The organism is Janthinobacterium algoris, assembly GCF_051380935.1.
Taxonomy (GTDB): domain Bacteria; phylum Pseudomonadota; class Gammaproteobacteria; order Burkholderiales; family Burkholderiaceae_D; genus Janthinobacterium.
On record NZ_JBNYXZ010000022.1, the window covers coordinates 36,693 to 57,292 of the forward strand.

The 20,600-nt window shown below is 61.2% G+C and carries 17 protein-coding genes; 9 read left to right on the forward strand and 8 right to left on the reverse strand.

Features of this window, described 5'->3' with window-relative positions:
- Nucleotides 1-42: 42 nt before the first annotated feature.
- Nucleotides 43-2,541, forward strand: a complete 2,499-nt coding sequence (gyrB, locus tag ACQ4W7_RS25130) for a DNA topoisomerase (ATP-hydrolyzing) subunit B (protein ID WP_426073867.1) — start codon at nucleotides 43-45, stop codon at nucleotides 2,539-2,541.
- 220 nt (nucleotides 2,542-2,761) lie between these two features.
- Here the strand turns inward: gyrB and ACQ4W7_RS25135 are convergent, their stop codons facing one another.
- Both ACQ4W7_RS25135 and ACQ4W7_RS25140 read right to left on the reverse strand, forming a co-directional pair.
- Nucleotides 2,762-3,205 (reverse strand): hypothetical protein, encoded by a 444-nt coding sequence (locus ACQ4W7_RS25135; protein ID WP_436534131.1) that lies wholly within the window; start codon nucleotides 3,203-3,205, stop codon nucleotides 2,762-2,764.
- Nucleotides 3,206-3,388: 183 nt separating this feature from the next.
- Nucleotides 3,389-4,549 carry a Fic family protein gene (locus ACQ4W7_RS25140; RefSeq protein WP_436534133.1) on the reverse strand — a complete coding sequence of 387 codons (1,161 nt, stop codon included), beginning with the start codon at nucleotides 4,547-4,549 and terminating at the stop codon, nucleotides 3,389-3,391.
- 451 nt (nucleotides 4,550-5,000) lie between these two features.
- Here ACQ4W7_RS25140 and ACQ4W7_RS25145 point away from each other — a divergent pair, with 451 nt between their 5' ends.
- Nucleotides 5,001-6,062 carry a GGDEF domain-containing protein gene (locus ACQ4W7_RS25145; RefSeq protein ID WP_436534135.1) on the forward strand — a complete coding sequence of 354 codons (1,062 nt, stop codon included), beginning with the start codon at nucleotides 5,001-5,003 and terminating at the stop codon, nucleotides 6,060-6,062.
- Here ACQ4W7_RS25145 and ACQ4W7_RS25150 read toward each other — a convergent pair.
- Nucleotides 6,041-6,409, reverse strand: a complete 369-nt coding sequence (locus ACQ4W7_RS25150) for a hypothetical protein (protein WP_436534137.1) — start codon at nucleotides 6,407-6,409, stop codon at nucleotides 6,041-6,043. The genes ACQ4W7_RS25145 and ACQ4W7_RS25150 overlap by 22 nt on opposite strands.
- Nucleotides 6,410-6,607: 198 nt before the next feature.
- Here ACQ4W7_RS25150 and ACQ4W7_RS25155 point away from each other — a divergent pair, with 198 nt between their 5' ends.
- On the forward strand, nucleotides 6,608-7,030 hold the full coding sequence (locus tag ACQ4W7_RS25155; RefSeq protein ID WP_426073872.1) for a hypothetical protein: 423 nt from the start codon (nucleotides 6,608-6,610) through the stop codon (nucleotides 7,028-7,030).
- 171 nt (nucleotides 7,031-7,201) lie between these two features.
- The gene (locus ACQ4W7_RS25160) at nucleotides 7,202-8,353 is read left to right on the forward strand and encodes an AI-2E family transporter (protein ID WP_436534139.1); all 1,152 of its coding nucleotides are present in this window, start codon (nucleotides 7,202-7,204) and stop codon (nucleotides 8,351-8,353) included.
- 1 nt (nucleotide 8,354) lies between these two features.
- Here the strand turns inward: ACQ4W7_RS25160 and ACQ4W7_RS25165 are convergent, their stop codons facing one another.
- The 3 genes from ACQ4W7_RS25165 to ACQ4W7_RS25175 form a co-directional block, all read right to left on the reverse strand.
- Nucleotides 8,355-10,088 carry a methyl-accepting chemotaxis protein gene (locus tag ACQ4W7_RS25165; RefSeq protein WP_436534141.1) on the reverse strand — a complete coding sequence of 578 codons (1,734 nt, stop codon included), beginning with the start codon at nucleotides 10,086-10,088 and terminating at the stop codon, nucleotides 8,355-8,357.
- Between the two features lie 344 nt (nucleotides 10,089-10,432).
- On the reverse strand, nucleotides 10,433-12,043 hold the full coding sequence (locus tag ACQ4W7_RS25170) for a hypothetical protein (protein ID WP_436534143.1): 1,611 nt from the start codon (nucleotides 12,041-12,043) through the stop codon (nucleotides 10,433-10,435).
- Nucleotides 12,044-12,083: 40 nt separating this feature from the next.
- Nucleotides 12,084-12,998 (reverse strand): DMT family transporter, encoded by a 915-nt coding sequence (locus tag ACQ4W7_RS25175; protein WP_436534145.1) that lies wholly within the window; start codon nucleotides 12,996-12,998, stop codon nucleotides 12,084-12,086.
- Between the two features lie 102 nt (nucleotides 12,999-13,100).
- Between ACQ4W7_RS25175 and ACQ4W7_RS25180 the strand changes: the two genes are divergently transcribed.
- The 3 genes from ACQ4W7_RS25180 (at nucleotide 13,101) to ACQ4W7_RS25190 (ending at nucleotide 15,197) form a co-directional block, all read left to right on the forward strand.
- Entirely contained in the window at nucleotides 13,101-13,889 is a 789-nt protein-coding gene (locus ACQ4W7_RS25180; protein ID WP_436534147.1) for an AraC family transcriptional regulator, read from the forward strand.
- Between the two features lie 117 nt (nucleotides 13,890-14,006).
- Nucleotides 14,007-14,606 (forward strand): MarC family protein, encoded by a 600-nt coding sequence (locus tag ACQ4W7_RS25185; protein ID WP_070302926.1) that lies wholly within the window; start codon nucleotides 14,007-14,009, stop codon nucleotides 14,604-14,606.
- 45 nt (nucleotides 14,607-14,651) lie between these two features.
- Nucleotides 14,652-15,197 carry a DinB family protein gene (locus ACQ4W7_RS25190; protein ID WP_436534149.1) on the forward strand — a complete coding sequence of 182 codons (546 nt, stop codon included), beginning with the start codon at nucleotides 14,652-14,654 and terminating at the stop codon, nucleotides 15,195-15,197.
- Here the strand turns inward: ACQ4W7_RS25190 and ACQ4W7_RS25195 are convergent.
- Nucleotides 15,162-16,343 (reverse strand): MFS transporter, encoded by a 1,182-nt coding sequence (locus tag ACQ4W7_RS25195; protein WP_436534151.1) that lies wholly within the window; start codon nucleotides 16,341-16,343, stop codon nucleotides 15,162-15,164. The genes ACQ4W7_RS25190 and ACQ4W7_RS25195 overlap by 36 nt on opposite strands.
- Nucleotides 16,340-17,521, reverse strand: coding sequence for a serine hydrolase domain-containing protein (locus tag ACQ4W7_RS25200; protein ID WP_436534153.1), 1,182 nt, complete (start codon nucleotides 17,519-17,521; stop codon nucleotides 16,340-16,342). The genes ACQ4W7_RS25195 and ACQ4W7_RS25200 overlap by 4 nt, the downstream gene beginning before the upstream one ends.
- A 120-nt stretch (nucleotides 17,522-17,641) precedes the next feature.
- Here ACQ4W7_RS25200 and ACQ4W7_RS25205 point away from each other — a divergent pair, with 120 nt between their 5' ends.
- Complete coding sequence (locus ACQ4W7_RS25205; RefSeq protein ID WP_436534155.1) at nucleotides 17,642-18,532, forward strand: LysR family transcriptional regulator; 891 nt, start codon at nucleotides 17,642-17,644, stop codon at nucleotides 18,530-18,532.
- A gap of 229 nt (nucleotides 18,533-18,761) precedes the next feature.
- Nucleotides 18,762-20,477 (forward strand): methyl-accepting chemotaxis protein, encoded by a 1,716-nt coding sequence (locus ACQ4W7_RS25210; protein ID WP_436534157.1) that lies wholly within the window; start codon nucleotides 18,762-18,764, stop codon nucleotides 20,475-20,477.
- The last annotated feature ends 123 nt before the right edge of the window (nucleotides 20,478-20,600 follow it).

The window sequence follows — 20,600 nt, forward strand, 5'->3', positions numbered from 1 at the left end:
TCAGGCCCCGCAATCAGCAATCGTTATTTGAGAAAGCAGTCCATGTCCGAGAATCCACAAGACACCCCGATCCAGGCCAAAACGGAAGAATACGGCGCCTCCTCCATCCAGATCCTGGAAGGCCTGGAAGCCGTACGCAAACGCCCGGGCATGTACATTGGCGACACCTCGGACGGCACCGGCTTGCACCATCTGGTATTCGAAGTGCTGGACAACTCCATTGATGAATCGCTGGCCGGCCACTGCACGGACATCCACGTCACCATCCACAGCGACAATTCGATCTCAATCACCGACAATGGCCGCGGCGTGCCGACCGGCCTGAAAATGGACGACAAGCACGATCCGAAGCGTTCGGCGGCGGAAATCGTCATGACCGAGTTGCACGCGGGCGGCAAGTTCGACCAGAACTCGTATAAAGTCTCGGGCGGTTTGCATGGCGTGGGCGTGTCCTGCGTCAATGGCCTGTCGAAATTGCTGAAACTGACCATCCGCCGCGATGGCAAAGTGCATCACATGGAATTCGTGCGCGGCGTGCCGCAAGACCGCCAGATCGTCATGGTGGGCGACATCGCCACCTCGCCGATCAAGGTCATCGGCGACACCGACAAGCGCGGCACCGACGTGCATTTCTGGGCCGACGAAGAGATTTTCACGCACGTGGAATTCCACTACGAAATCCTGGCCAAGCGCATCCGCGAACTGTCCTTCCTGAACAATGGCGTCAAGATCAAATTGTCCGACCAGCGCACGGGCAAGGAAGAAATCTTCGCCTTCGAAGGCGGCACGCGCGGCTTCGTCGAATACATCAACAAGGCCAAGTCGGTCTTGCACCCGACCATTTTCCAGGCCACGGGCGAGCGCCTGTCGGACCAGGGCACGAACATCTCGGTCGACGTGTCGATGCAGTGGAACGATGCCTACAACGAACAAGTGCTGTGCTTTACGAATAACATCCCGCAACGCGACGGCGGCACCCACTTGACGGGCTTGCGCGCGGCCATGACGCGCGTGATCAACAAATACATCGATGAACACGAGTTCGCCAAGAAGGCGAAAGTGGAAATCAGCGGCGACGACATGCGCGAAGGCTTGACCTGCGTGCTGTCCGTGAAAGTGCCGGAACCGAAATTCTCGTCGCAGACGAAAGACAAGCTGGTATCGAGCGAAGTGCGCGGCCCCGTCGAAGAGATTGTCGCCAAGACCCTGGCCGATTACCTGCAAGAAAAACCGAACGACGCCAAGATCATTTGCGGCAAGATCGTCGAAGCAGCGCGCGCGCGTGAAGCGGCCCGCAAGGCCCGCGACTTGACGCGCCGCAAAGGCATCATGGACGGCCTGGGCCTGTCGGCCAAGCTGGCCGACTGCCAGGAAAAAGACCCCGCCCTGTGTGAACTGTACATCGTCGAGGGTGACTCGGCAGGTGGCTCGGCAAAACAGGGGCGCGACCGCAAGTTCCAGGCGATTTTGCCGCTGCGCGGTAAGGTACTGAACGTGGAAAAAGCCCGTTTCGAGAAAATGCTGTCGTCCGAGCAGATCACCACCCTGATCGCCACGCTTGGCACCTCGATCGGACCGGACGAATTCAACGTCGAAAAACTGCGCTACCACCGCATCATCATCATGACCGATGCGGACGTCGACGGCGCCCACATCCGTACCCTGCTGCTGACCCTGTTCTACCGCCAGATGCCGCAACTGGTCGAACGCGGCCACATCTATATCGCGCAACCGCCGCTGTACAAAGTGAAAGCCGGCCGCGACGAGCGCTATCTGAAAGATGACGCCGAAGAAGCCAGCTACATGATGACGGTGGCGCTGAACACGGCCGTGCTGGTGCCGCGCACAGGCGCGGAAGGCATTTCCGGCGAGACGCTGACGGAACTGGTGCGCAAGTTCAATCTGTCGAACACCATCATGACGCGTCTGACGCGCGTCATCGACCGCGCTGCCCTGACGGCCATCATGACGGGCGTGCAGCTGGACCTGTCGACCCTGGACCTGGCGGAAACCTCCGCCCTGGCCCTGCAGACGGCCATCAACGACAGCGCCGTGCGCGTGCATGTGCGTTCTGACGACTTGTCGGAAAAACACATGCTGCGCATCGAGCGCATGCACCACGGCAACATCAAAGTAACGGCCATCGACGCCGACTTCGTGCAAGGCCCCGATTACGCCGTGCTGAGCAGCGGCGCCGCCACGTTCGAAGGCTTGATCGGCGAAGGCGCCTTCGTGCGCCGCGGCGAAGGCGAGCGCATCAAAGAAATCGCCGTGGTCGACTTCCACCAAGCCATGCAATGGCTGCGCGACGAAGCCGAACGCACGGTCTCGAAACAGCGCTACAAAGGTCTGGGTGAAATGAACCCGGCCCAGCTGTGGGAAACCACGATGGACCCGACCGTGCGCCGCCTGCTGAAGGTACAGATCGAAGACGCCATTGCGGCGGATCAAATCTTCACGACGCTGATGGGCGACGACGTGGAACCACGCAGAGCGTTCATCGAAAACAACGCGCTGCGGGCGGGGAATATTGACGTGTAAGATTTGTCGGGTGACACGGAAAGTGAAAACTATGCCAAGTTAGTGAAAAATCCGTGTCATAGATAGTGAAAAAAAATGCCAACTGACCAGTTGGCATTTTTTTTGCGAGATTCATCGCCCGTGACAAATAGACTATCTAACGCTTTATGTACCGTGCTTGCATCAGTGGTGAACAAGCGGACGACCTATTGTGTGGGAAAACCGATGGAGACGCGGCGCTTTAAGCGTCGGGAAGCACGGTCTTGTGGCACCATTTCATTTTCTTGCCGCTGCCGCACCAGCAAGCTGTATAAGGGCCGAAGTAGGGGAATCGATTAGAAATGCGGGAATGCATGAAGGCCATTTTGTCTACCATCCGGTCATACTCGGCCGCCTCGGTGCCCGTAAACTGAATCTCCCCGTGCTGTTCCGCGCGTTCCCCGCGATTGAGCAATTCGAACAGTTGATCGAACATCGCTAGGTATTCTTCGGTTTCACTGTCCCGGGCGACCGCGCGTCGTACATTGTTGACCTGAACGCCTTTGTACCGTGCTGCATGATCTGGCAAAAACAGTATGCGTTGCGTGGCTTCCGCCTTCGGCGCAACGTCAACGAATTCTCCAGTGGGCATGCGCCAGACCGAATGGAACTCAGCCTCGACGAAAAGGCCGGGCAACTCCCACAAAGTCCATCCAAGAACCGCATCTCCTCCCTGCTGGGCAACCACGGAGACGGGGTCAGGTCCGCCATTACGACACGATCTCAGCCATGCCGATATTCAAACCTCTGCGCAATCTCAGCGCCAATGCATCATTACGCAGCACATCGCTGGGGTTCCAGAGTTTCTGGACAATATCGTTGTCGTTCACTAGCTTGTTTCCTGATTCAAAATGTTGATGTAAGCACCATAGGCATACACGCGGTTGCGTTTTTGGCCGGTCACTTCCTGCACCATGCCCAGCGTACCTGCCATGGCATCGAGCGCCTTGCCCACCGTCGCGGAGGTCAAGCCGGTGGTCTTGCTCAAGGTAGCAATATTCAAGATGGGATGCGCAAACAGCGCATCGAGGATTTTCCTGGCCGACCCCGCCAAGCGCCCGAGTTCCGCCAGCCGCGCCTTGTCTTGCGCCAGCAATTGCGTCAGCGCCTGGGCCGTGCTGACGGCCTGATTGGCGGTGGCGGCGATGGCATCGGCAAAGAACAGCAGCCACGCTTCCCAGTTACCGCTGATGCGCACCTGTTGCAGCAAGCTGTAGTAGGTTTCACGATGCTGTTTGAAAAACACGGAAAGATACAGCAGCGGTTCCTGCAAAATACGGGCTTCCATCAGTATCAACGGTATCAACATGCGGCCGAGGCGGCCATTGCCATCCAGGAAGGGATGGATGGTTTCAAATTGCACATGCGACAATGCCGCCTTGATGATGGCGGCAGTCGGCTGCGGCACGTCGTTGATGAAGTTTTCCAGTGCCGCCCAGCAGTCAGCGAGCTGGTTAGCGGGCGGCGGCACGAACGTTGCCTCGTCGGCGCGATGGCCGCCGATCCACACCTGATTGCAACGAAATTCGCCAGGGCTGCGCTGCACGCCCCTGCCCGACGTCATCAGCACTTGATGCACTTCCGTCAGCAATCGAAAACTAATGGGCTGCCCTTGCCGTATCCGTTCCACGCCCAGCGACATCGCCTTGACATAGCACGAGACCTCTTGCACATCATCCAGCGGCACGCCAGGCTGCCCTTCTATCTCATACAGCATCAGGTCGCTAAGCGATGATTGCGTGCCTTCAATTTGCGAAGACATGACGGCTTCCTTGCGCACGTAGCTGTACAGAAACAGCCGTGCATCGGGCAAGAGCGTGCTGATGGCATCGAGTCGTCCCAGTGCGATCAAGGCTTCGTCCAGCCGGCTTTGCAGCTTGCCGTTCAAGTCCAATCCCGGCGTGGGTGGCAGTGGCAAGGGTACAAAGGCCTGGCACGCCACACCACCGGCAATGGTCGATGTGTAGGTCCCCGTGAGTCCACGTTGCATAGGTTCGCTGAAGTTAAAATGAATGGAGGCGTTATTTTAACTTAAAGAGAAAAATGAAATAATGAAATCCTTATTTTATGTTGCCGCCATCAAGCCGCCTTCGGCCACAGCACTTCCCCAAAGGTTTGCAACACTTGTTCCAACTTGCCGTCCAACATCGCGTTAAGACGCCGACGATGCTGGCGGCGATATCCTGATTGGTCTTGCTGCGCCAGACGATTTGCAGCATGGCCTCGGTATAGCTGTGTTGATCGAGCAATAAGCGCACTTCCTTCATAATGTGGCGGCGGCAGGACAGTAGCTGCCGATTTCCTCGCCAGGATCACCATTCCCCCCGAGAAACCAGTACACTAGTTCCTGAGCGCAACTAATTTTGTGCGCGCGCCAAGCCGCCTGCCTTTGCCGGGAGGCGTCCCTGCCGCAAGGCTTGTTGTCTGCCTGGACAAATGCCATGTTCACTTCGCGCAGCCTGTCTCCTGCCTTGTATTACCTGTTCTTTTCAGGAGAACGGGAGCAGCAGCAGCGCTTTTTCAAGGAACTGCATTTCATTTCAATAGCCATCCTGACGTTTGGCCTGGCCTGCTGGCTGGTCACGTTCAGCCTGACCTTGCCGCGCGCCTCACTCGAACATGCGCATGCCGCGATGGCCGTGACGGGCATGGTGGTCGGGCTGGTGCTGACCAAGTATGCGAAGTCGCTGCAAGCGATCATCGTCAGCGGCACCATCAGCGTGCTGTTCATTGCTTTCGGCTTTCGCGTGCTGATGTTGGGCACGGAAGACCCCGCTTTCTGGGTATTGCCGCTGGGCGTGATGATCACCCTGACGACGGCGCCGATCTTTAGCGGCATCGCGTATTACCTGGGCGTATCGCTGGGCGTGTGGGCCATCCTGGGGCTGGGACAGTTTCCCGTGCATGCGGGCCAGGCCGACCAGCATTGGCCCGTGCTGGCCGTTACCATCAGCGTAATCATCGGCCTGGCGCTGAATATCTATTTTCTCGTCTTGCGCATCCATAACTACCGTGCCCAGCGCGAACTGACGACGATGGCCTACAAGGATGGTTTGACCGGGCTCAACAACCGACGCATGTTTACCCAAAGCGCCCGCGTCTTGCAGCGTACGGCGCACACGCCCGCGTATTTTTTAATGATCGACATCGATGACTTCAAGCAAATCAACGACGTGTACGGCCATGACGCGGGTGACGAAGTGCTGAAAAAAATCGCCGAAGTGATCGCGGGGCTGTCGGGCGAGCATCTATGTGGTCGTCTGGGCGGCGAGGAGTTTGCCGTCATTTACCTGGGCGAAAAGAACGCGGCCTGCGCCTTTGCCGCGCAACTGGTTGACAGCGTCGAGGCAGCTTTCGTGCCGGAACGCAAGGTGTCCGTCAGCATCGGCATGGCGGAAATGATCAAGGAAGCGGACTTGTCGCACAGCTACCGGCGTGCCGATGAGTCGCTATACCAGGCCAAGAAAAGCGGCAAGAACCGCTACGTGCTCAACGCCGCCTGAACATCGCCGTCGGGCGTGGCATCGAGCAGCGCCAGCAAGGCTTGCGGCGAAATCTTCCAGGGATCGCGCTGCTTGGAGTCCACCTCATCCCAGCTGTCCTGGGCGCCGATCTTGAGGATAGTCAAGGGAATGTCCTTGCTTTCAAAGAACGCCAGCATGCGGCGAATCAATCGGCTCACCTTGGCGTACTCATCTTGATACAAGGAGCAGGTATAGAAACAGCCCTTCTCTCCCATGCGCAATTTCCTGGCCACGCCGAGACGCGAGTGGACCACATACTTGTGCAAGAACTCGCTGACTACCTCATCGTCAACGGGAATACTGCAGGAAATGGTGATCTGGGCCATGGCAACGGGGGACAGTGATTCAATAGCCAAGCTTAGCAGAAAGCGATTTATTCCTGAAATGCTACGATCGCGGCGCGCGCATGCCGTGCTGACCTTGTTTTTGCCAGCGGGCGCAGAGGACGAGATGGCCGCGCCGCTGCTGGTGTGCCGCAGAGGCTGGCGCAGGCTGCGCCGGCACAGCGGCAAAGCATTGCTGCGGTGGAATACATCACGACCCGCCCCGGCCAGCCCGGCTGGGAGCCGCGCGACGTGCCACCCGGCTTTCCCGCCAGCTTGCTGCACCTGCTGCTGCCGAATGCGGAACTCAACAGCAGTTTCAGCGGCGGCAAACGCATCGCACCGGCCGGCCTGGCCGGCTTGCCCATGCGCACGCCCACGGAAGCGGCCGAGGCGGGCGACGAGCCCATGCCCGATGCCTGCATCACCCTGCGCAGCTATGCCGACTTCCACTGGGTGCTCAACACTTACGCCAAACTGGCCAAGGGCGCGCAAGTGAAGGGGCATGACGACAAGGTCGTGTTCACCGGCAGCGATACCAGCGGCCGCTACACGGTGACCTTGCGCGAGCCGGACAAGGAAAACGGCGTGTTCATCACCGTGGCCAGCTGGCGGGAAAAATAGGCCGGAGGGGAGTTCGGACAAGGGAAAGCATTGCCATTACGCACAGGAGCATGGCATTTTGTCATTTTGCGGTATGATTTCCGGCCGTGCGGCGCGGCCCGATTCCTGCCTTGCCCACCCAGTCCGTTAAGCCAGCCACGCTTGCGTAACATCCTGCCCTAAGGAATTCATATGTTCGGTTTTAACTTGCGCGTTGCCAAGATGGTGTGGACGGCTTTCCTGATCGCCTTCCTGCTATTTCTCACCTACAAGGTCTCGTCAACCCTGATCGTGGTGGTCTTTGCCATTTTCTTCAGCTACCTCGTGTATCCGCTGATCGGACTGCTGGAACGGTATGGACCGAAGCGCCTGCCGCGCACGGCCGCCATCGGCATCGTCTTCCTGGTGGTGATTTTGCTGGTGGCGGTGTTGGGCTCGATCTTCGGCGCGCGCATCGAGGAGGAAGCGATCAAGCTCAGCGATCAGTTGCCGACTCTGCTCAAAGGCAACAACTTTGCCGAGCGCATCCCTTTGCCGGAATTCATGGAACCCTTGCGTGCGCGCCTGCTGTCATTCATGCAGACACAGCTGAGCAGCGGTACCGGACAAGCCATGCCGCTGGCGAAAGAACTGGGCTTGACCGTCATGCATGCGGCAAGCAACCTGATCTATCTGGTGCTGGTGCCCGTGCTGAGCTTTTTGCTGATCAAGGAAGGCCCGGACATGCGCGACGGCTTGCTCTCCTTGCTGAACCGCCCGAACAAGAAACTCTGGGGCGCCATCATCGATGACCTCGACATCTTGCTGTCGCGCTATGTACGCGCCCTGCTGCTATTGTCGATCGCCACTTTTGTGTCTTACAGCATCGCCTTTTCCCTGATGGGTGTGCCGTACAGCCTGCTGCTGGCGGGTGCCGCCGCCCTGCTGGAATTCATCCCGTTTGCCGGTCCGCTGGCGGCCGCCATCATCGCCGTTGTCGTGGCCGGCTTCAGCGGCTTCGAGCACGTGTTCTGGCTGATCGGCTTTATCGCCGCCTACCGTTTGTTCCAGGATTACGTGGTCAACCCGTACTTGATGAGCGAAGGCGTGGAAGTGAGTCCGCTGATGGTCATCGTCGGCTTGCTGGCCGGCGACCAGCTGGGTGGCGTGGTCGGCATCTTCCTGTCCGTACCCGTGATGGCGGCCATCAAGATCGTCTTCGTGCGCGCCCGGGCGGCCTTGCAGGCACGCCACGATGCGCTGGAGAAAGCGGAACAAGCGGCAGAGGAAGCGCGCGCCCAAGCCTTGGCCGAGGCGGCGCTGCTGCAGGACCAGGGCAGCAAGGCCACCCTGCCAGCGCAGTAACTTAGAACTCTTCCCACTCGCCGCTGTTGTCTGCGGCGGGCTTGGCCGGACGCGGTTTTGCGGCAGTGACAGGGGCTGCCGCGGCGCGGGACGGCGCCAGGCGCAGTGCGGGGCGTTTCAAGGCCGTGCTGGCGGCGGCCATGACAGGCTTGCGCAAGGCAGGCTTGGGCGCTGCCGGGCCGCTATGGTTGGCGTCGAGCTTGAAGATGCTGACCATTTCGGCCAGCGCCGCCGCCTGCTCCTGCATCGACTCCGAAGCGGCTGCCGCTTCTTCCACCAGGGCCGCATTCTGTTGCGTCACGGTATCCATTTCCGCCACGGCTTGATTGATCTGGCCGATGCCCAGTTCCTGCTCACGGCCGGCGGCGCTGATTTCGCCCATGATGTCCGTCACGCGGCGGATGCTGGAAACGATCTCGTCCATCGTCGTGCCCGTTTGACTGACCAGCGTGCTGCCGGCGCCCACGTTCTGTACCGACGCTTCGATGAGCACCTTGATATCCTTGGCGGCGCTGGCCGAGCGGTGCGCCAGGTTGCGCACTTCCGTGGCGACGACGGCAAAGCCACGGCCTTGCTCGCCGGCACGCGCCGCTTCCACGGCCGCGTTCAGGGCCAGAATGTTGGTCTGGAAGGCGATGCCATCGATCACGCCGATGATGTCGGCGATCTTTTTCGACGATTCGCTGATGGTGCCCATGGTCTCGACCACTTGCGCTACCAGCGCGCCACCCTTGACGGCCACGTCCGAAGCGGAGACGGCCAACTGGTTCGCCTGGCGCGCATTGTCGGAATTCTGCTTGACGGTCGAGGTCAGCTCTTCCAGCGACGAAGCCGTTTCTTCCAGGCTGGAGGCTTGCTGCTCCGTGCGGCTGGACAAGTCCAGGTTGCCCGAGGCGATTTCATTGCTGGCCGTGGCGATGGCGCCACTGCCGTCGCGCACGCCGCGCACGGTGGTCGACAGGCGTTCCTGCATTTTCTGCAAGCCCGTCAGCAAAGCGCCCATCTCATCGTGACGCGTGATGACGATGTCATTGGCCAGGTTGCCGTCCGAAATGGCGTCGAAATGGCGCAGTGCCTGGTCCAACGGGCCGAAGATGGCGCGCAGCAGCAAGATGCTGGAAATAATGGTCAGCAAGGCGCCCACTACCATGCCGATGATGGCCATGGTCACTTGCGTGCGGTAACTGGCTTGGCTGTCCGCATACATTGCGGCGGCTGAGGTTGCCTGGAATTGCGTCAATGTTTCGGCTGCCTGGTCCAGCGTGCGGTAGAGGGGCGAAAGGCCCGTCATCATCAGCTTGTCCGCCTGCTCGATATTGTTCTCGCGCAAAGCCTTGCCCATGGCCAGCACGCCATTGTTGATATAGTCGCTACGCTTTTTGTCCATGTCGTCGGACAGGCGCTTTTCTTCCGCGTTTTGCGGCAAGGCCAGGTACGCCTTCCAGGACTTGCTCGACGCTTCCAGGAATTGCTCGGAGCGTGCCAGGGTCTCCTTGGCATCCGGCGCATCCGGGTGCACCATCACGCGATCCATCGTGAAACGGGCACGGCCCAGGGCAATTTGCGACTCGCCGATGGCTTGCGTCGATGCCAGCTGATTGCTGTAGACCTCGTTGAGAGTATTGTTGGCCGATTTCAAGCTGATGATACTCATGACGCCCAACACGGCGATCAGCAAGCCCAGCACACTCATGGTGGCAATCAGGCGCATTTTTATTGTTATATTTGACAGCATGCTATTTTCCTTGGTAAGGGCGCAACCATGCTTGCGCATGCCGGACGGAAGCACAAGCGCCAGATGGGCGGGACAGTTCTTAATTGTTCAGGACAAAATTCGGTCGACGGAGCGTTACTGGCGGCTGGGGGAAGGCGGCCCGCTCATCATCGTCAGGAGTGAAATACAGGGCAACAGGGTTGAGGTTTCCTGTACTTTTAATTTCCTAACTGCAAGATACAGGGAAAAATTACCAGTAGCAACATCCAGCATGGATTTTCACGCTTTGTAACAAGCGGATGATGTTTTTTGCGCAGAACTGGCATTCCGCTGTCGTGCGCGGTCGCGCCGGAATGCCAGGTATGTTAATAGACGGTTTCTTCGATGAGCTGGCCATCGTCGCGGAAAGACTGATGCAGCCCCACCTTCTTGCCCATATTGTAGGCACCGATCTGACTGGGCTTGCCGTTTTGGAAATTCTCAATGCTGACGCCATGCAGCACGCCCTTGTTCCAGTTGCGGTGAAATTGCGGCAATTCGCCGTCCGGATAAAACAGGGTTTCCGCGCCATCGCGCTTGCCGTCGGCAAAGGTACCCTGGTAACGCCGCTTGCCATCCGGATAAAAACTTTCCATCATGCCATCGAGCACACCCAGGCGGTAATGCTCGACCAGTTGCAGCTGGCCATCGGCCGCATATTGCTCCAGCTTGCCATCGGGCTTGTCATCGAGCATGGTCAGCACTTGCCTGCCACCGTCCGGCGTCGCCTTCTTCCACGGCCCCTGCTTGACGTCATCGACGTAGTTACCGCCACCGCCAGGTTGGATCCACTGACCCTGCTTCTTGCCATTTACATACTGTCCCTGCCATTGCACCACGCCATCGATGCGGCGCTCGCTGGGTCCATTCAAGCGGTCTTTCACAAAATGGTCATAACCGGTGAAACTGTGCATGTCCGCTGCACGCCATTCGGCCACGCCCGGGCTCACTTCCCAACGGCCCGTGCGCTGGCCTCGCTGCATCATGCCCGTCGTCGTTTCATCGCCGCTTTCATACGTCCATGGCCCTTCTGCCCTGTCGTCGACAAAGGCGCCAAACGAGCGGATGGTGTTCGGCTCTTCGTAATGCCATACGCCGGTACGCTTGCCCTGCGCATACTGGCCGCGGGCAAGCACGCTGCCCACGCAGCAGTTCACCTCGTATTCGATGAATAGCCCATCCTGGCTGGCGGCAAAGCGCTGCGGCTGCGTTTCCCAGGTGATCCACTTGACGTGGTAACTGGGTACGCGGCCCCCTTGCCTATCCTTGCCCAGCAAGTAGGTGACGGTAAGGAAATGGCCCTCCTTTTCCTGGAAGGTTTTTTTATAGGCAAACGCGGGCGCTTCCGTTGGCTTGCCCGGCAACAACTCACCATCGATATTGAAATAGCCGACCAGGGTGCCATGCGCATGCTCGATGGCGTCGAACTCGGCCACGCCCGAGGGCGCGTACGCGATGCTGTAATCGATCAGCTGCAGGGACGCCAGCGCCGCGCGCACCCGCGCTTCATCCATGGCGGCGGCACCGCGCACGATGGCGTCCAGCGCGGGCTGCAAGGTGGCCACCTTGAACATCTTGCCGCCGCTGCGTTCGTAGCGGTAGGCATGCAAACCATAGGCATTAGCACTGCGGCTGAGTACCAAGGTGGTCTCGCCTTCGCTGTCGAGGTCAAGCTGGAACACGGCTTCGATGCTGGCCTTGCCGTATTTATCCAGGTTCATGCGCTTCTCGCTGCCTTCATTGCACTGGCAATAGTAGCCGTTGACCTCGCCATTTTCCCGCAGGAAGGCCAGCACCACGCCGCCATCGCGGCGCTCGACGGCGCTGGCGGTGGCCATGGGGGCGCCGTCATAGAATCGCGCTGCAGCCTGCGCCGGCGCCAAGGCGCCCAGCGCCAGCAGCGCCGCCATCGTGTTCATCAAAACTGTTTGCCGCATGTCAACTCCACTGCCGAAAAGCGCCATTATGCATGGCCATTCAGGCAAGACCGGACACGCCAGGACGCCGGCGCCACAGGGGCCGCTGCACCGTCTGCGCCAGCAGCACGCCCAGCAGCGAGATGCCGCCGCCGACCAGGTGATAAATATGCATGCTTTCGTGCAGCCAGACGATGGCCAGCAAGGCCGTCAGCAGGGGCAAGAGGTTGACATAGATGCTGCAGCGGTTCGGCCCCAGCAGTTTGACACCTTCGATCCACAGATAGGACAGCACGATGGATGAACCAATGCCCGCATAGCCGATCAGCGGCAAGGTGGTGGCATCCAGCCTGGCGCTGCCGGGCGGCAGCAGCAGGAACAGCGGCAGCATGCAAGCCAGGGCCGCCAGCGCCTGGCAATAAATGGATTGCCAGGCAGGAATGGATAAACGCCAGCGGCGCAGCAGCACGCCGTACAGGGCAAACACCAGGCAAGCGAGCAGCATCAGCGCATCACCCGCGTGCACGCCCTGCTGCAGCAAGGCCAGCACATCGCCGCGCCCCACCAGGTAGAGCAAGCCGCCAAACGACAGCACGCCGCCGGCCGCCATGCCCACCGTCAGGCGCTCGCCCAGCAGCAGCACGCTGAGCAGGGCCGTCATCAGGGGTGCCAGCGCCGTGACGATGGCCATATTGGTGGCCGTCGTCGATTCGGCGGCGCGGTAAGACAAGCTCTGGAACAGCGCCATCGACATCACGCCGCACAGGGCCAGCTGCCACCACTGGCGACGGATGGCGGCGCGGTTGCGCCACAGGGGACGGGCGATAAACGGCGTCATCACCAGCAAGACCAGCACCAGGCGGTAAAAGGTAATGGCCGTGGGGGCGATGCTGGAAGCGGCCAACTTGGACACGATGACGTTACCAGCCCACAGCAGCATGGCCAGAAACGGATACAGATAGGCGCGCACAGGCATGTGTAGCTCCGGGAATAGTTACGGGTATTCATCTTGCCCCAGACGCGTCGCGCCTTCTCGCGCTAAGATGTCTGTACCTATCGCAAAACTGACCTTTTTTGTATGGATTGCACCTCCCCCGCCTTTCAGGAATTGTTGCCCGTCACGGCGCGCGCCATGGCGCTGGCCGTCGACTATGCGCATGGCCACGTAATTTCCGTGCACCGCCACACGCATGCACAGTTGCTGTATGCCATCGAAGGCGTGATGACCATCGAGGCGCAAGGCGGGCGCTGGGTGGTGCCGCCCACGCGCGGCGTGTGGCTGCAGCCCGGCATCGCGCACCAGGTGCGCATGAGCGGCGCCGTGAAAATGCGCACCGTCTTCATCGACTGCGCCAGCTCACCCCTGCTGCCGCGCCACAGTTGCGTGCTCGACATCAGCCCCCTGCTGCGGCAATTGATCGTGGCGGCCGTCGACATCGCGCCCGATTTCACGGAAGGCAGCCGCGACTGGCATCTGCTGCAATTGCTGTTGCACGAGCTCGACAGCTTGCCCGTGCTGCCCCTGTATTTACCGTTACCCGTGGATGCGCGCCTGCGCGGCATCTGCGCGCGGCTGATGGCGCAACCGGGCGAACAGCAGAAGGTGGCGCACTGGGCGCAGGAACTGGCGATCACCGAGCGCAGCCTGCACCGTTTGTTCCAGAAACAGACAGGCATGCGCTTTGGCCAGTGGCGCCAGCAGGCGCGCCTGCTGCGGGCACTCGAACAATTGGCGCATGGCAGCAAGGTCATCGATGTTGCCATGGACAATGGCTACACCAGCCAGAGTGCGTTCAGCGCCATGTTCAAGAAGCATTTCGGCACCACGCCGACCGCGTTTTACCAGGCAAAAGTCATCGCAGCGTAAAAAAAATGCTGCTATGCATCAATAATCATGGGAGATAGTCTCCGCGCTTGTTATCATCGCAAGCCTTATCGCACCGCGCCCATCCTGGCAGCGGTGTTGACCTTATTTCACGCCACCATGACACAGAATTTCTTCCAGACTTTTATCCTGCTCTTGCTCGTCACCGACCCGTTCGGCAACGTTTCCCTGTTCGTCAATGCCCTGAAACGGGTACCGGTCGAACGGCGCTGGAAAGTCGTGGTGCGCGAATGCATGATCGCCTTCGGCATCTTGCTGCTGTTTATGTTCTTCGGCCGCCATTTCCTGAACGCCTTGCAATTGTCGGAAGTAGCGCTGCGCATCGGCGGCGGCGTGATCCTGTTCCTGATCGCCATGCGCATGGTGTTTCCGCAGCCCAACGCCGGCAATAGCGACCACGAGATGGGCGGCGAACCGTTTATCGTGCCGCTGGCCATCCCTGCGCTGGCCGGCCCGTCGGCACTGGCGACCGTGCTACTGTTTTCCTCGCATGAAATGAACGAAGTCATCGCCCACGTGGCGGGGCTGACGGCCGTGGCAGTGGTCTGGCTGGCCGTCTTCCTGTGCGCCGAACGCTTGCAGCGGGCGCTCGGTCCAAGGGTCATGACGGCGTTTGAACGGCTGATGGGCTTGATTTTGACGGCGATGGCCATTGAAATGTTGCTCGCTGGCATACGCGCGTTCCTGAAATCCGTTTAATTTATTCAGCTTACTATTGTCATTCATCCACTGAAGGAGTCCAGCATGAGCCGTTGCGCCCACCTTTGCCTGATGGCCGATTACAACCAGTGGATGAATGCCAAAGTCTATGCGGCCGCGGCCGGCCTGCCGCCCGGCGAACTGCAGCGCGAGCGGGGTGCGTATTTTGGCTCCCTGCTGGCCACCTTGAACCACGTGATGGTGGGCGACACCCTGTGGCTGCAGCGCTACGCGCAGCACCCGGCCGGCTTTCCCTTGCTCGACCCCATCCGCGCCATCACGCCGCCCGCATCACTCACGCAGCCGCTGTTCGCGGCCGAGGATTTTGCCACCATGCACGCGCACCGGCAATGGCTGGACCAAGTCATCGTCGACTGGGCCGCCTCCATCACGGAAGCCGACCTCGACCATTTGCTCGACTACCGCAACAGCAAGGGACCGAACCGGCGCGAGTTTTTCAGCCTGCTCATGCATTTCTTTAATCACCAGACGCATCACCGGGGCCAGGCCAGCACCCTGCTGTCGCAAGCGGGCGTGGACATCGGCGATACGGATTTACTGTTTCGCATCCCCAACCATATTGCCGACTGACGGCAAGCGGTAGTACCACGCTTTCAGCGCAATCAATGCCATCGCCAGCGCACCCAGCAGCGCACCGCAGCCCAGCGCCCCCGGCATGCCGTAGCGGGCGATGGCCATACCACCGGCCAGCGCGCCCACCGTTACACCCAGGTTGATGGCGGCGATATACACGCCGATGGCAAACGCGGGCGCCTCGCGCGCTTCGCTGCTGAGCCACACTTGCGTCACGATCAACCCGCTCGTATGCGCCGCGCCCCAGAACAGCAGCAAGACAGCCAACGCTGCCCAGCCGGCACCAGTGTCCGCATACCGATACAGCAACCAGTACGCCAGCCCCAGCAGCACGGGCTGCAGCAAGACCGTGCGCAGCACATGCGTACCCAGCTGGCGCCCCGCGAACAGATTACCGGCCACGCCGCCCACGCCAAACACCGCCAGCGCCAGCCCCGTCTGGCGCGCCGACAAGCCCGCTTCCTGCTGCAGATACGCGGCCGCATACGCATACACGGCAAACATCGCGGCAAAGACAAAGACGGCGGAGGCAATCGTCAGCCACAGCGCGGGCTTGCGCAGCACGGCCAATTGGCGGCCATACGCCATCGGCGCCTCGTGCGGCATGTCCGGCAAGAACAGGTACAGCCCCAGCGCGGCCAGGACATTCACCAGGGCGCAGGCCAGGAACGATGCCTCATAGCCATACTGCGCGGCGATCCACGTCGTCAGCGGGATGCCCAGCACCATGCCCATGCTGGTGCCCGTAAACGCATGCGCGCCGGCCCGCGCCGCTTGCTGCGGCGGATACAGGGCGGCGGCGGCCACCATGGCCAGCGAGAAATACACGGGATGGAACAGGGCCGGCACGATGCGCAGCGCCAGCAACACCTCGAAGCGGGAGGCATACGCCGAGGCCACGCTGGCCAGCGCGAACACCAGCAGGGAGACGATCAGCACACGCTTGCGGCGCCAGCGCGTGGCCAGCAGCACGAGGAAAGGCCCGCCCACGGCGATCACCAGGGCGAACAGGCTCACCAGCGATCCCGCCTGCGCCGCCGTCACGCCGTAGCGCTGCATGATCATCGGCAAGATGCCCACCACGCCAAACTCGATGCAATACACGCCGAACAGGCCCAGCGCGAGGAAGACGATGGGCGTCATTGCCCTTGCTCCACGCCATACACAGCCTGGCACAGTTCCATCACGAACGGACCCGCCATGCCTTCCAGCGCCGTATTCGTGAACGCCACCACAGACAGTTCTTGTGCAGGGTCAACAAACCACGCGTGGCCATACGTGCCGCCCATACGCCACGTGCCCGCCGTTTCAGGCGTGGCCGCCAGTTGCGGATCGGTCAAGACGGTAAACCCCAGGCCGAAGCCACGACCAGGCCAGAACGGCAAGTCGAACGCACCTGTCTGGCTTGCGCCCATCTGGCGCGCCAGCGCAGGCGGCAACAGGGGCGCGCCGCCCAAACGCAGGGTTTCCAGCAGGCGCATGAAGTCAGGGGCGGAGCCGAGCATGCCGGCGCCGCCGGACGGGTAGGCCTGCGCATCGCGGGCGCGCGCCGGCGACAAGGTAAAACCTGCCATGCCATCGAGAAACGGCAGATGGTCATCCCCTTCGTCCAGCAAACGGCGCGGCCGGGACTCTCCCGCTGCGCGGTCCGCATAGGCGACAACCAGGCGCGCCGGATCGGTAGCCAAAAAGCCCGTGTCGCGCATGGCCAGCGGCGCCGTCACCAAGGCCGCCACGGCCTGCGCCAGCGGCATGCCGGCCGCCTGTTCGATCACGGCGCCCAGCACGTCGGTGGCGATTGAGTACGCCCAGCGCGCACCGGGCGCATATGCCAGCGGCACGGTGGCCAGGCGACGCAGGTTGTCCTCCAGAGAAATACCGGACGCATCCATGCCGTCGGACACCCCCGCCCGCGCATACGCGCCGCCCGGCGGCTGGAAGAAGCCGTAGTCGAGGCCGGCCGTGTGCGTGAGCAAGTGGCGCACGGTCATCGCCGCCACGGCGCCGTCCGGCTGGCGCGGTGCAAAATACGGCAGCCAGCGCGTCACCAGGTCGTCCAGCCCCAGGCGCCCCTGCCCCACCAGCGCCAGCGCGGCCTTAGAAACGATGGGTTTGCTGACGGACGCCAGGCGGAAGACGGCGTCCTCGCGCATGGGCGTGCCTGCCTCGCGGTCCAGGTAGCCGGCCGCGCGGCGATAGATTTCCTGGCCCCGGTGGCGCACCAGCACGACGGCGCCCACCAGGCGCTGCTGCTGCACGACGGCATCGAGCAAGGGATCGATACGGGCGGACAAGGCCGCAGGAGAGCAGTTGTAAATCATGGCGGAGCCTTTCAAATGATCAAGCTGCCAAGGTAAAGCAGGCGCAATCAAAGAAAAACAGGCTATAGTTTCTGTCTGTGCGGACGTTAGCATCCGCAATCAATGGTGACAGGGGACGATATGGATAACCTGGCGGGATTCACGGCCTTCGTGCAGGCGGCGGAAACGCGCAGTTTTGTGGCGGCGGGCCGGGTGCTCGGTATTTCCGCCTCGGCCATCGGCAAAAGCATCGCGCGGCTGGAAGAGCGCCTGGGCGTGCGCCTGTTTCAGCGCAGCACGCGCAGCATCGCGCTGACCAGCGAAGGCACCGTGTTTCTCGAACGCTGCCGGCGCATCCTGGGCGAGATCGAAGCGGCCGAGCTGGAGTTATCCAACAGCAAGAGCGCGCCGCAAGGCAGGCTGCGCATCAGCCTGCCACAGGTCGGCAGCTTGCTCAATCCCGTGCTGGCCGCGTTCGCGCGCGCCTATCCGCAGGTGGAACTCGATCTCGATTTCAGCGACCGCCGGGTCGACGTGATCGAGGAAGGCTACGACGCCGTCGTGCGCGCGGGAGAGAGCGCCGACAGCCGTTTGATGAGCCGCCAGCTGGGCCAGTTCCAGCTGCAGCTGGTGGCCGCGCCCGCCTATCTGGCGCAGCACGGCACGCCGGAGCTTCCCGGCGACCTGCTGCGCCATACTTGTTTGCTGTACAAGTTTCCCAGCAGCGGCAAGGTCGAGGCCTGGCCCCTGCCCGAGTGGCCAGCCCTGCACGCGGCCGGCTTGTCAGCCCTGCTCAACTGCAACAATGTGGAAACCCTGCTGCACTTTGCCGAAAGCGGCCTGGGCATCGCCGCCCTGCCCGACTTTACCGTACGCGCGTCGCTCGCGGCGGGCCGCTTGCAGCCGGTGCTGGACGCGCACCGCCAGCACGCTGGCGCCTTCCGCATCCTGTGGCCCAGCAGCCGCCACCTGACGCCAAAACTGCGCGCCTTCATCGATTTTCTGGCCATCCACGTGTTTGCGGAAAGCTGACGTCTGCTGGCGCCGCGCCCGTTGTTTCCACACGACAACTTATTTAATTTGCTAACAATTTTCAAACTTTTCGGGGACTTGATACAAGTTTTTGTATTGCAGTGCGGAATTTTGAGGAACAATTACAGCCTGGCTGTCGTTACGTACTAACCCGTAGTGGCAAGGCATGACCGTGTCTGGCACCTGGCCTGTCGACGTTTCCCCTCACTTCCGCACCACGAAAGCAATCATGTCACTCACACAATTCAAAATCGGCACCCGGCTCGGGATCGGGTTTGCTGTCGTCCTCGGCCTGCTGGTGGCCGTCTTGCTCGTCGGCCTGTATTCCATGGGGCAACTGAGCGCACGCACGCACGACATCGTGGCCGACAAGAACGTCAAGATGGCGGCCGCCAATACCATGAGCGACAACGTGCGCAACATTACTTTGGCGATCACCAGCGTGGTGGTGGCGCCGACGGAAGCGCTGGTGCAGGCGGAATTGGCAAAAATTGGCGAAGCGCGCAAGAAATACGGCGCCGCCAAGGAAACCTTGCAAAAGAAAATCTCGACGGACAAGGAAACGGCCCTGATGGCCGAACTGGACGCCGCCCTGAAATCGGGCGCACCACTGAACAACAAGGTCATCGAGCTGCGCAATGCGGGCCAGACGGAAGAGGCGATCGCCTTTTTGACGCAGCAGGCGGCACCGAGCCTGAAGATCGTGCTGGGCGCGCTCGACAGCCTGGTCGCCTATGAAGCGCAGCAGGCGGCGCAGGCGGCAACAGACGCCGAAACGCTGAGCGCCAGCGCGCGCGGCTCCATGATTGCCCTGGGCAGCGTGGCCGTGCTGCTGGGCGCTTTTGTTGCCTGGATCATCACGCGCTCGATCACCCATCCCATCAATGCAGCCGTGGCCGTGGCGGAAACCGTGGCCTCGGGCGATTTGTCGTCGCACATCGTCGTCAATTCCAGCGATGAAACGGGCCGCCTGCTGGGCGCCTTGAAAGCCATGAACACCAGCCTGCTGGGCGTGGTGGCCCAAGTGCGCCAGGGCACGGATGCGATCTCCACGGCATCGAGCGAAATTGCCGCCGGCAACCTCGACCTGTCGTCACGCACGGAAGAGCAAGCCAGTTCGCTGGAAGAGACGGCGTCGGCCATGGAAGAACTGACCTCGACCGTGAAACAGAATGCGGACAATGCACGCCAGGCGAACCAGCTGGCGAAAAGCGCATCGGAAGTGGCCGTGCGCGGCGGCAGCATCGTCGCGCAAGTGGTCGACACCATGGGCACCATCAACGCGTCGTCGAAGAAAATCGTCGACATCATCGGCGTTATCGATGGCATCGCCTTCCAGACGAATATCCTGGCCTTGAACGCGGCCGTGGAAGCGGCGCGCGCCGGCGAACAGGGACGCGGCTTTGCCGTGGTGGCAACGGAAGTGCGCAACCTGGCGCACCGCTCCGCCACGGCGGCCAAGGAAATCAAGGAATTGATCGCCGCGTCCGTCGCCAACGTGGATACGGGTTCGCGCCTCGTCAATGAGGCGGGCCAGACCATGGGCGACATCGTCGACAGCATCGTGCGCGTGACCGACATCATGGGAGAAATCACCTCCGCCACGCACGAGCAAACCATCGGCATCGAGCAGATCAACATGGCCATTGCCCAGATGGATGAAGTGACGCAGCAAAACGCCGCCCTGGTGGAGGAAGCGGCGGCCGCCTCGCAAAGCATGCAGGAACAGGCAGGCGAGCTGGCGCACGTGGTGGGTTTCTTTAAAACCGGCAACGCCGTTGCCGCATCTCAACCCGCAGTCAAGCTGGCCGCCGCCCGCAGCAGCATCGCGGCGCCAGCACCAGCGCGCCCCGAGGCCCGCAAGGCACCCGTGCGCCAAGCCGTGGCCGCCGCACCGGCACGCCGCAGCAATGCCGCCGCCGAGAGCGAATGGGAAGAATTTTAAGTAGAGCAACACCTCCAGACGTGCAGGCCAGGCAGGAAGTTGCTGCCTGGCTTTTTTTCGTCTGCAAACAGCACTTTTTTTGCGGCAAAGCCCGCGCAATAGGTGAAAGTGCAAAACGTGCAG

Coding starts and splice junctions, on each gene's coding strand:
- gyrB (WP_426073867.1), top strand. CDS start 43: ATGTCCGAGAATCCACAAGACACCCCGATCCAGGCCAAAACGGAAGAA.
- ACQ4W7_RS25140 (WP_436534133.1), bottom strand. CDS start 4,549: ATGCAACGTGGACTCACGGGGACCTACACATCGACCATTGCCGGTGGT.
- ACQ4W7_RS25145 (WP_436534135.1), top strand. CDS start 5,001: ATGTTCACTTCGCGCAGCCTGTCTCCTGCCTTGTATTACCTGTTCTTT.
- ACQ4W7_RS25150 (WP_436534137.1), bottom strand. CDS start 6,409: ATGGCCCAGATCACCATTTCCTGCAGTATTCCCGTTGACGATGAGGTA.
- ACQ4W7_RS25160 (WP_436534139.1), top strand. CDS start 7,202: ATGTTCGGTTTTAACTTGCGCGTTGCCAAGATGGTGTGGACGGCTTTC.
- ACQ4W7_RS25165 (WP_436534141.1), bottom strand. CDS start 10,088: ATGCTGTCAAATATAACAATAAAAATGCGCCTGATTGCCACCATGAGT.
- ACQ4W7_RS25170 (WP_436534143.1), bottom strand. CDS start 12,043: ATGCGGCAAACAGTTTTGATGAACACGATGGCGGCGCTGCTGGCGCTG.
- ACQ4W7_RS25175 (WP_436534145.1), bottom strand. CDS start 12,998: ATGCCTGTGCGCGCCTATCTGTATCCGTTTCTGGCCATGCTGCTGTGG.
- ACQ4W7_RS25180 (WP_436534147.1), top strand. CDS start 13,101: ATGGATTGCACCTCCCCCGCCTTTCAGGAATTGTTGCCCGTCACGGCG.
- ACQ4W7_RS25185 (WP_070302926.1), top strand. CDS start 14,007: ATGACACAGAATTTCTTCCAGACTTTTATCCTGCTCTTGCTCGTCACC.
- ACQ4W7_RS25190 (WP_436534149.1), top strand. CDS start 14,652: ATGAGCCGTTGCGCCCACCTTTGCCTGATGGCCGATTACAACCAGTGG.
- ACQ4W7_RS25195 (WP_436534151.1), bottom strand. CDS start 16,343: ATGACGCCCATCGTCTTCCTCGCGCTGGGCCTGTTCGGCGTGTATTGC.
- ACQ4W7_RS25200 (WP_436534153.1), bottom strand. CDS start 17,521: ATGATTTACAACTGCTCTCCTGCGGCCTTGTCCGCCCGTATCGATCCC.
- ACQ4W7_RS25205 (WP_436534155.1), top strand. CDS start 17,642: ATGGATAACCTGGCGGGATTCACGGCCTTCGTGCAGGCGGCGGAAACG.
- ACQ4W7_RS25210 (WP_436534157.1), top strand. CDS start 18,762: ATGTCACTCACACAATTCAAAATCGGCACCCGGCTCGGGATCGGGTTT.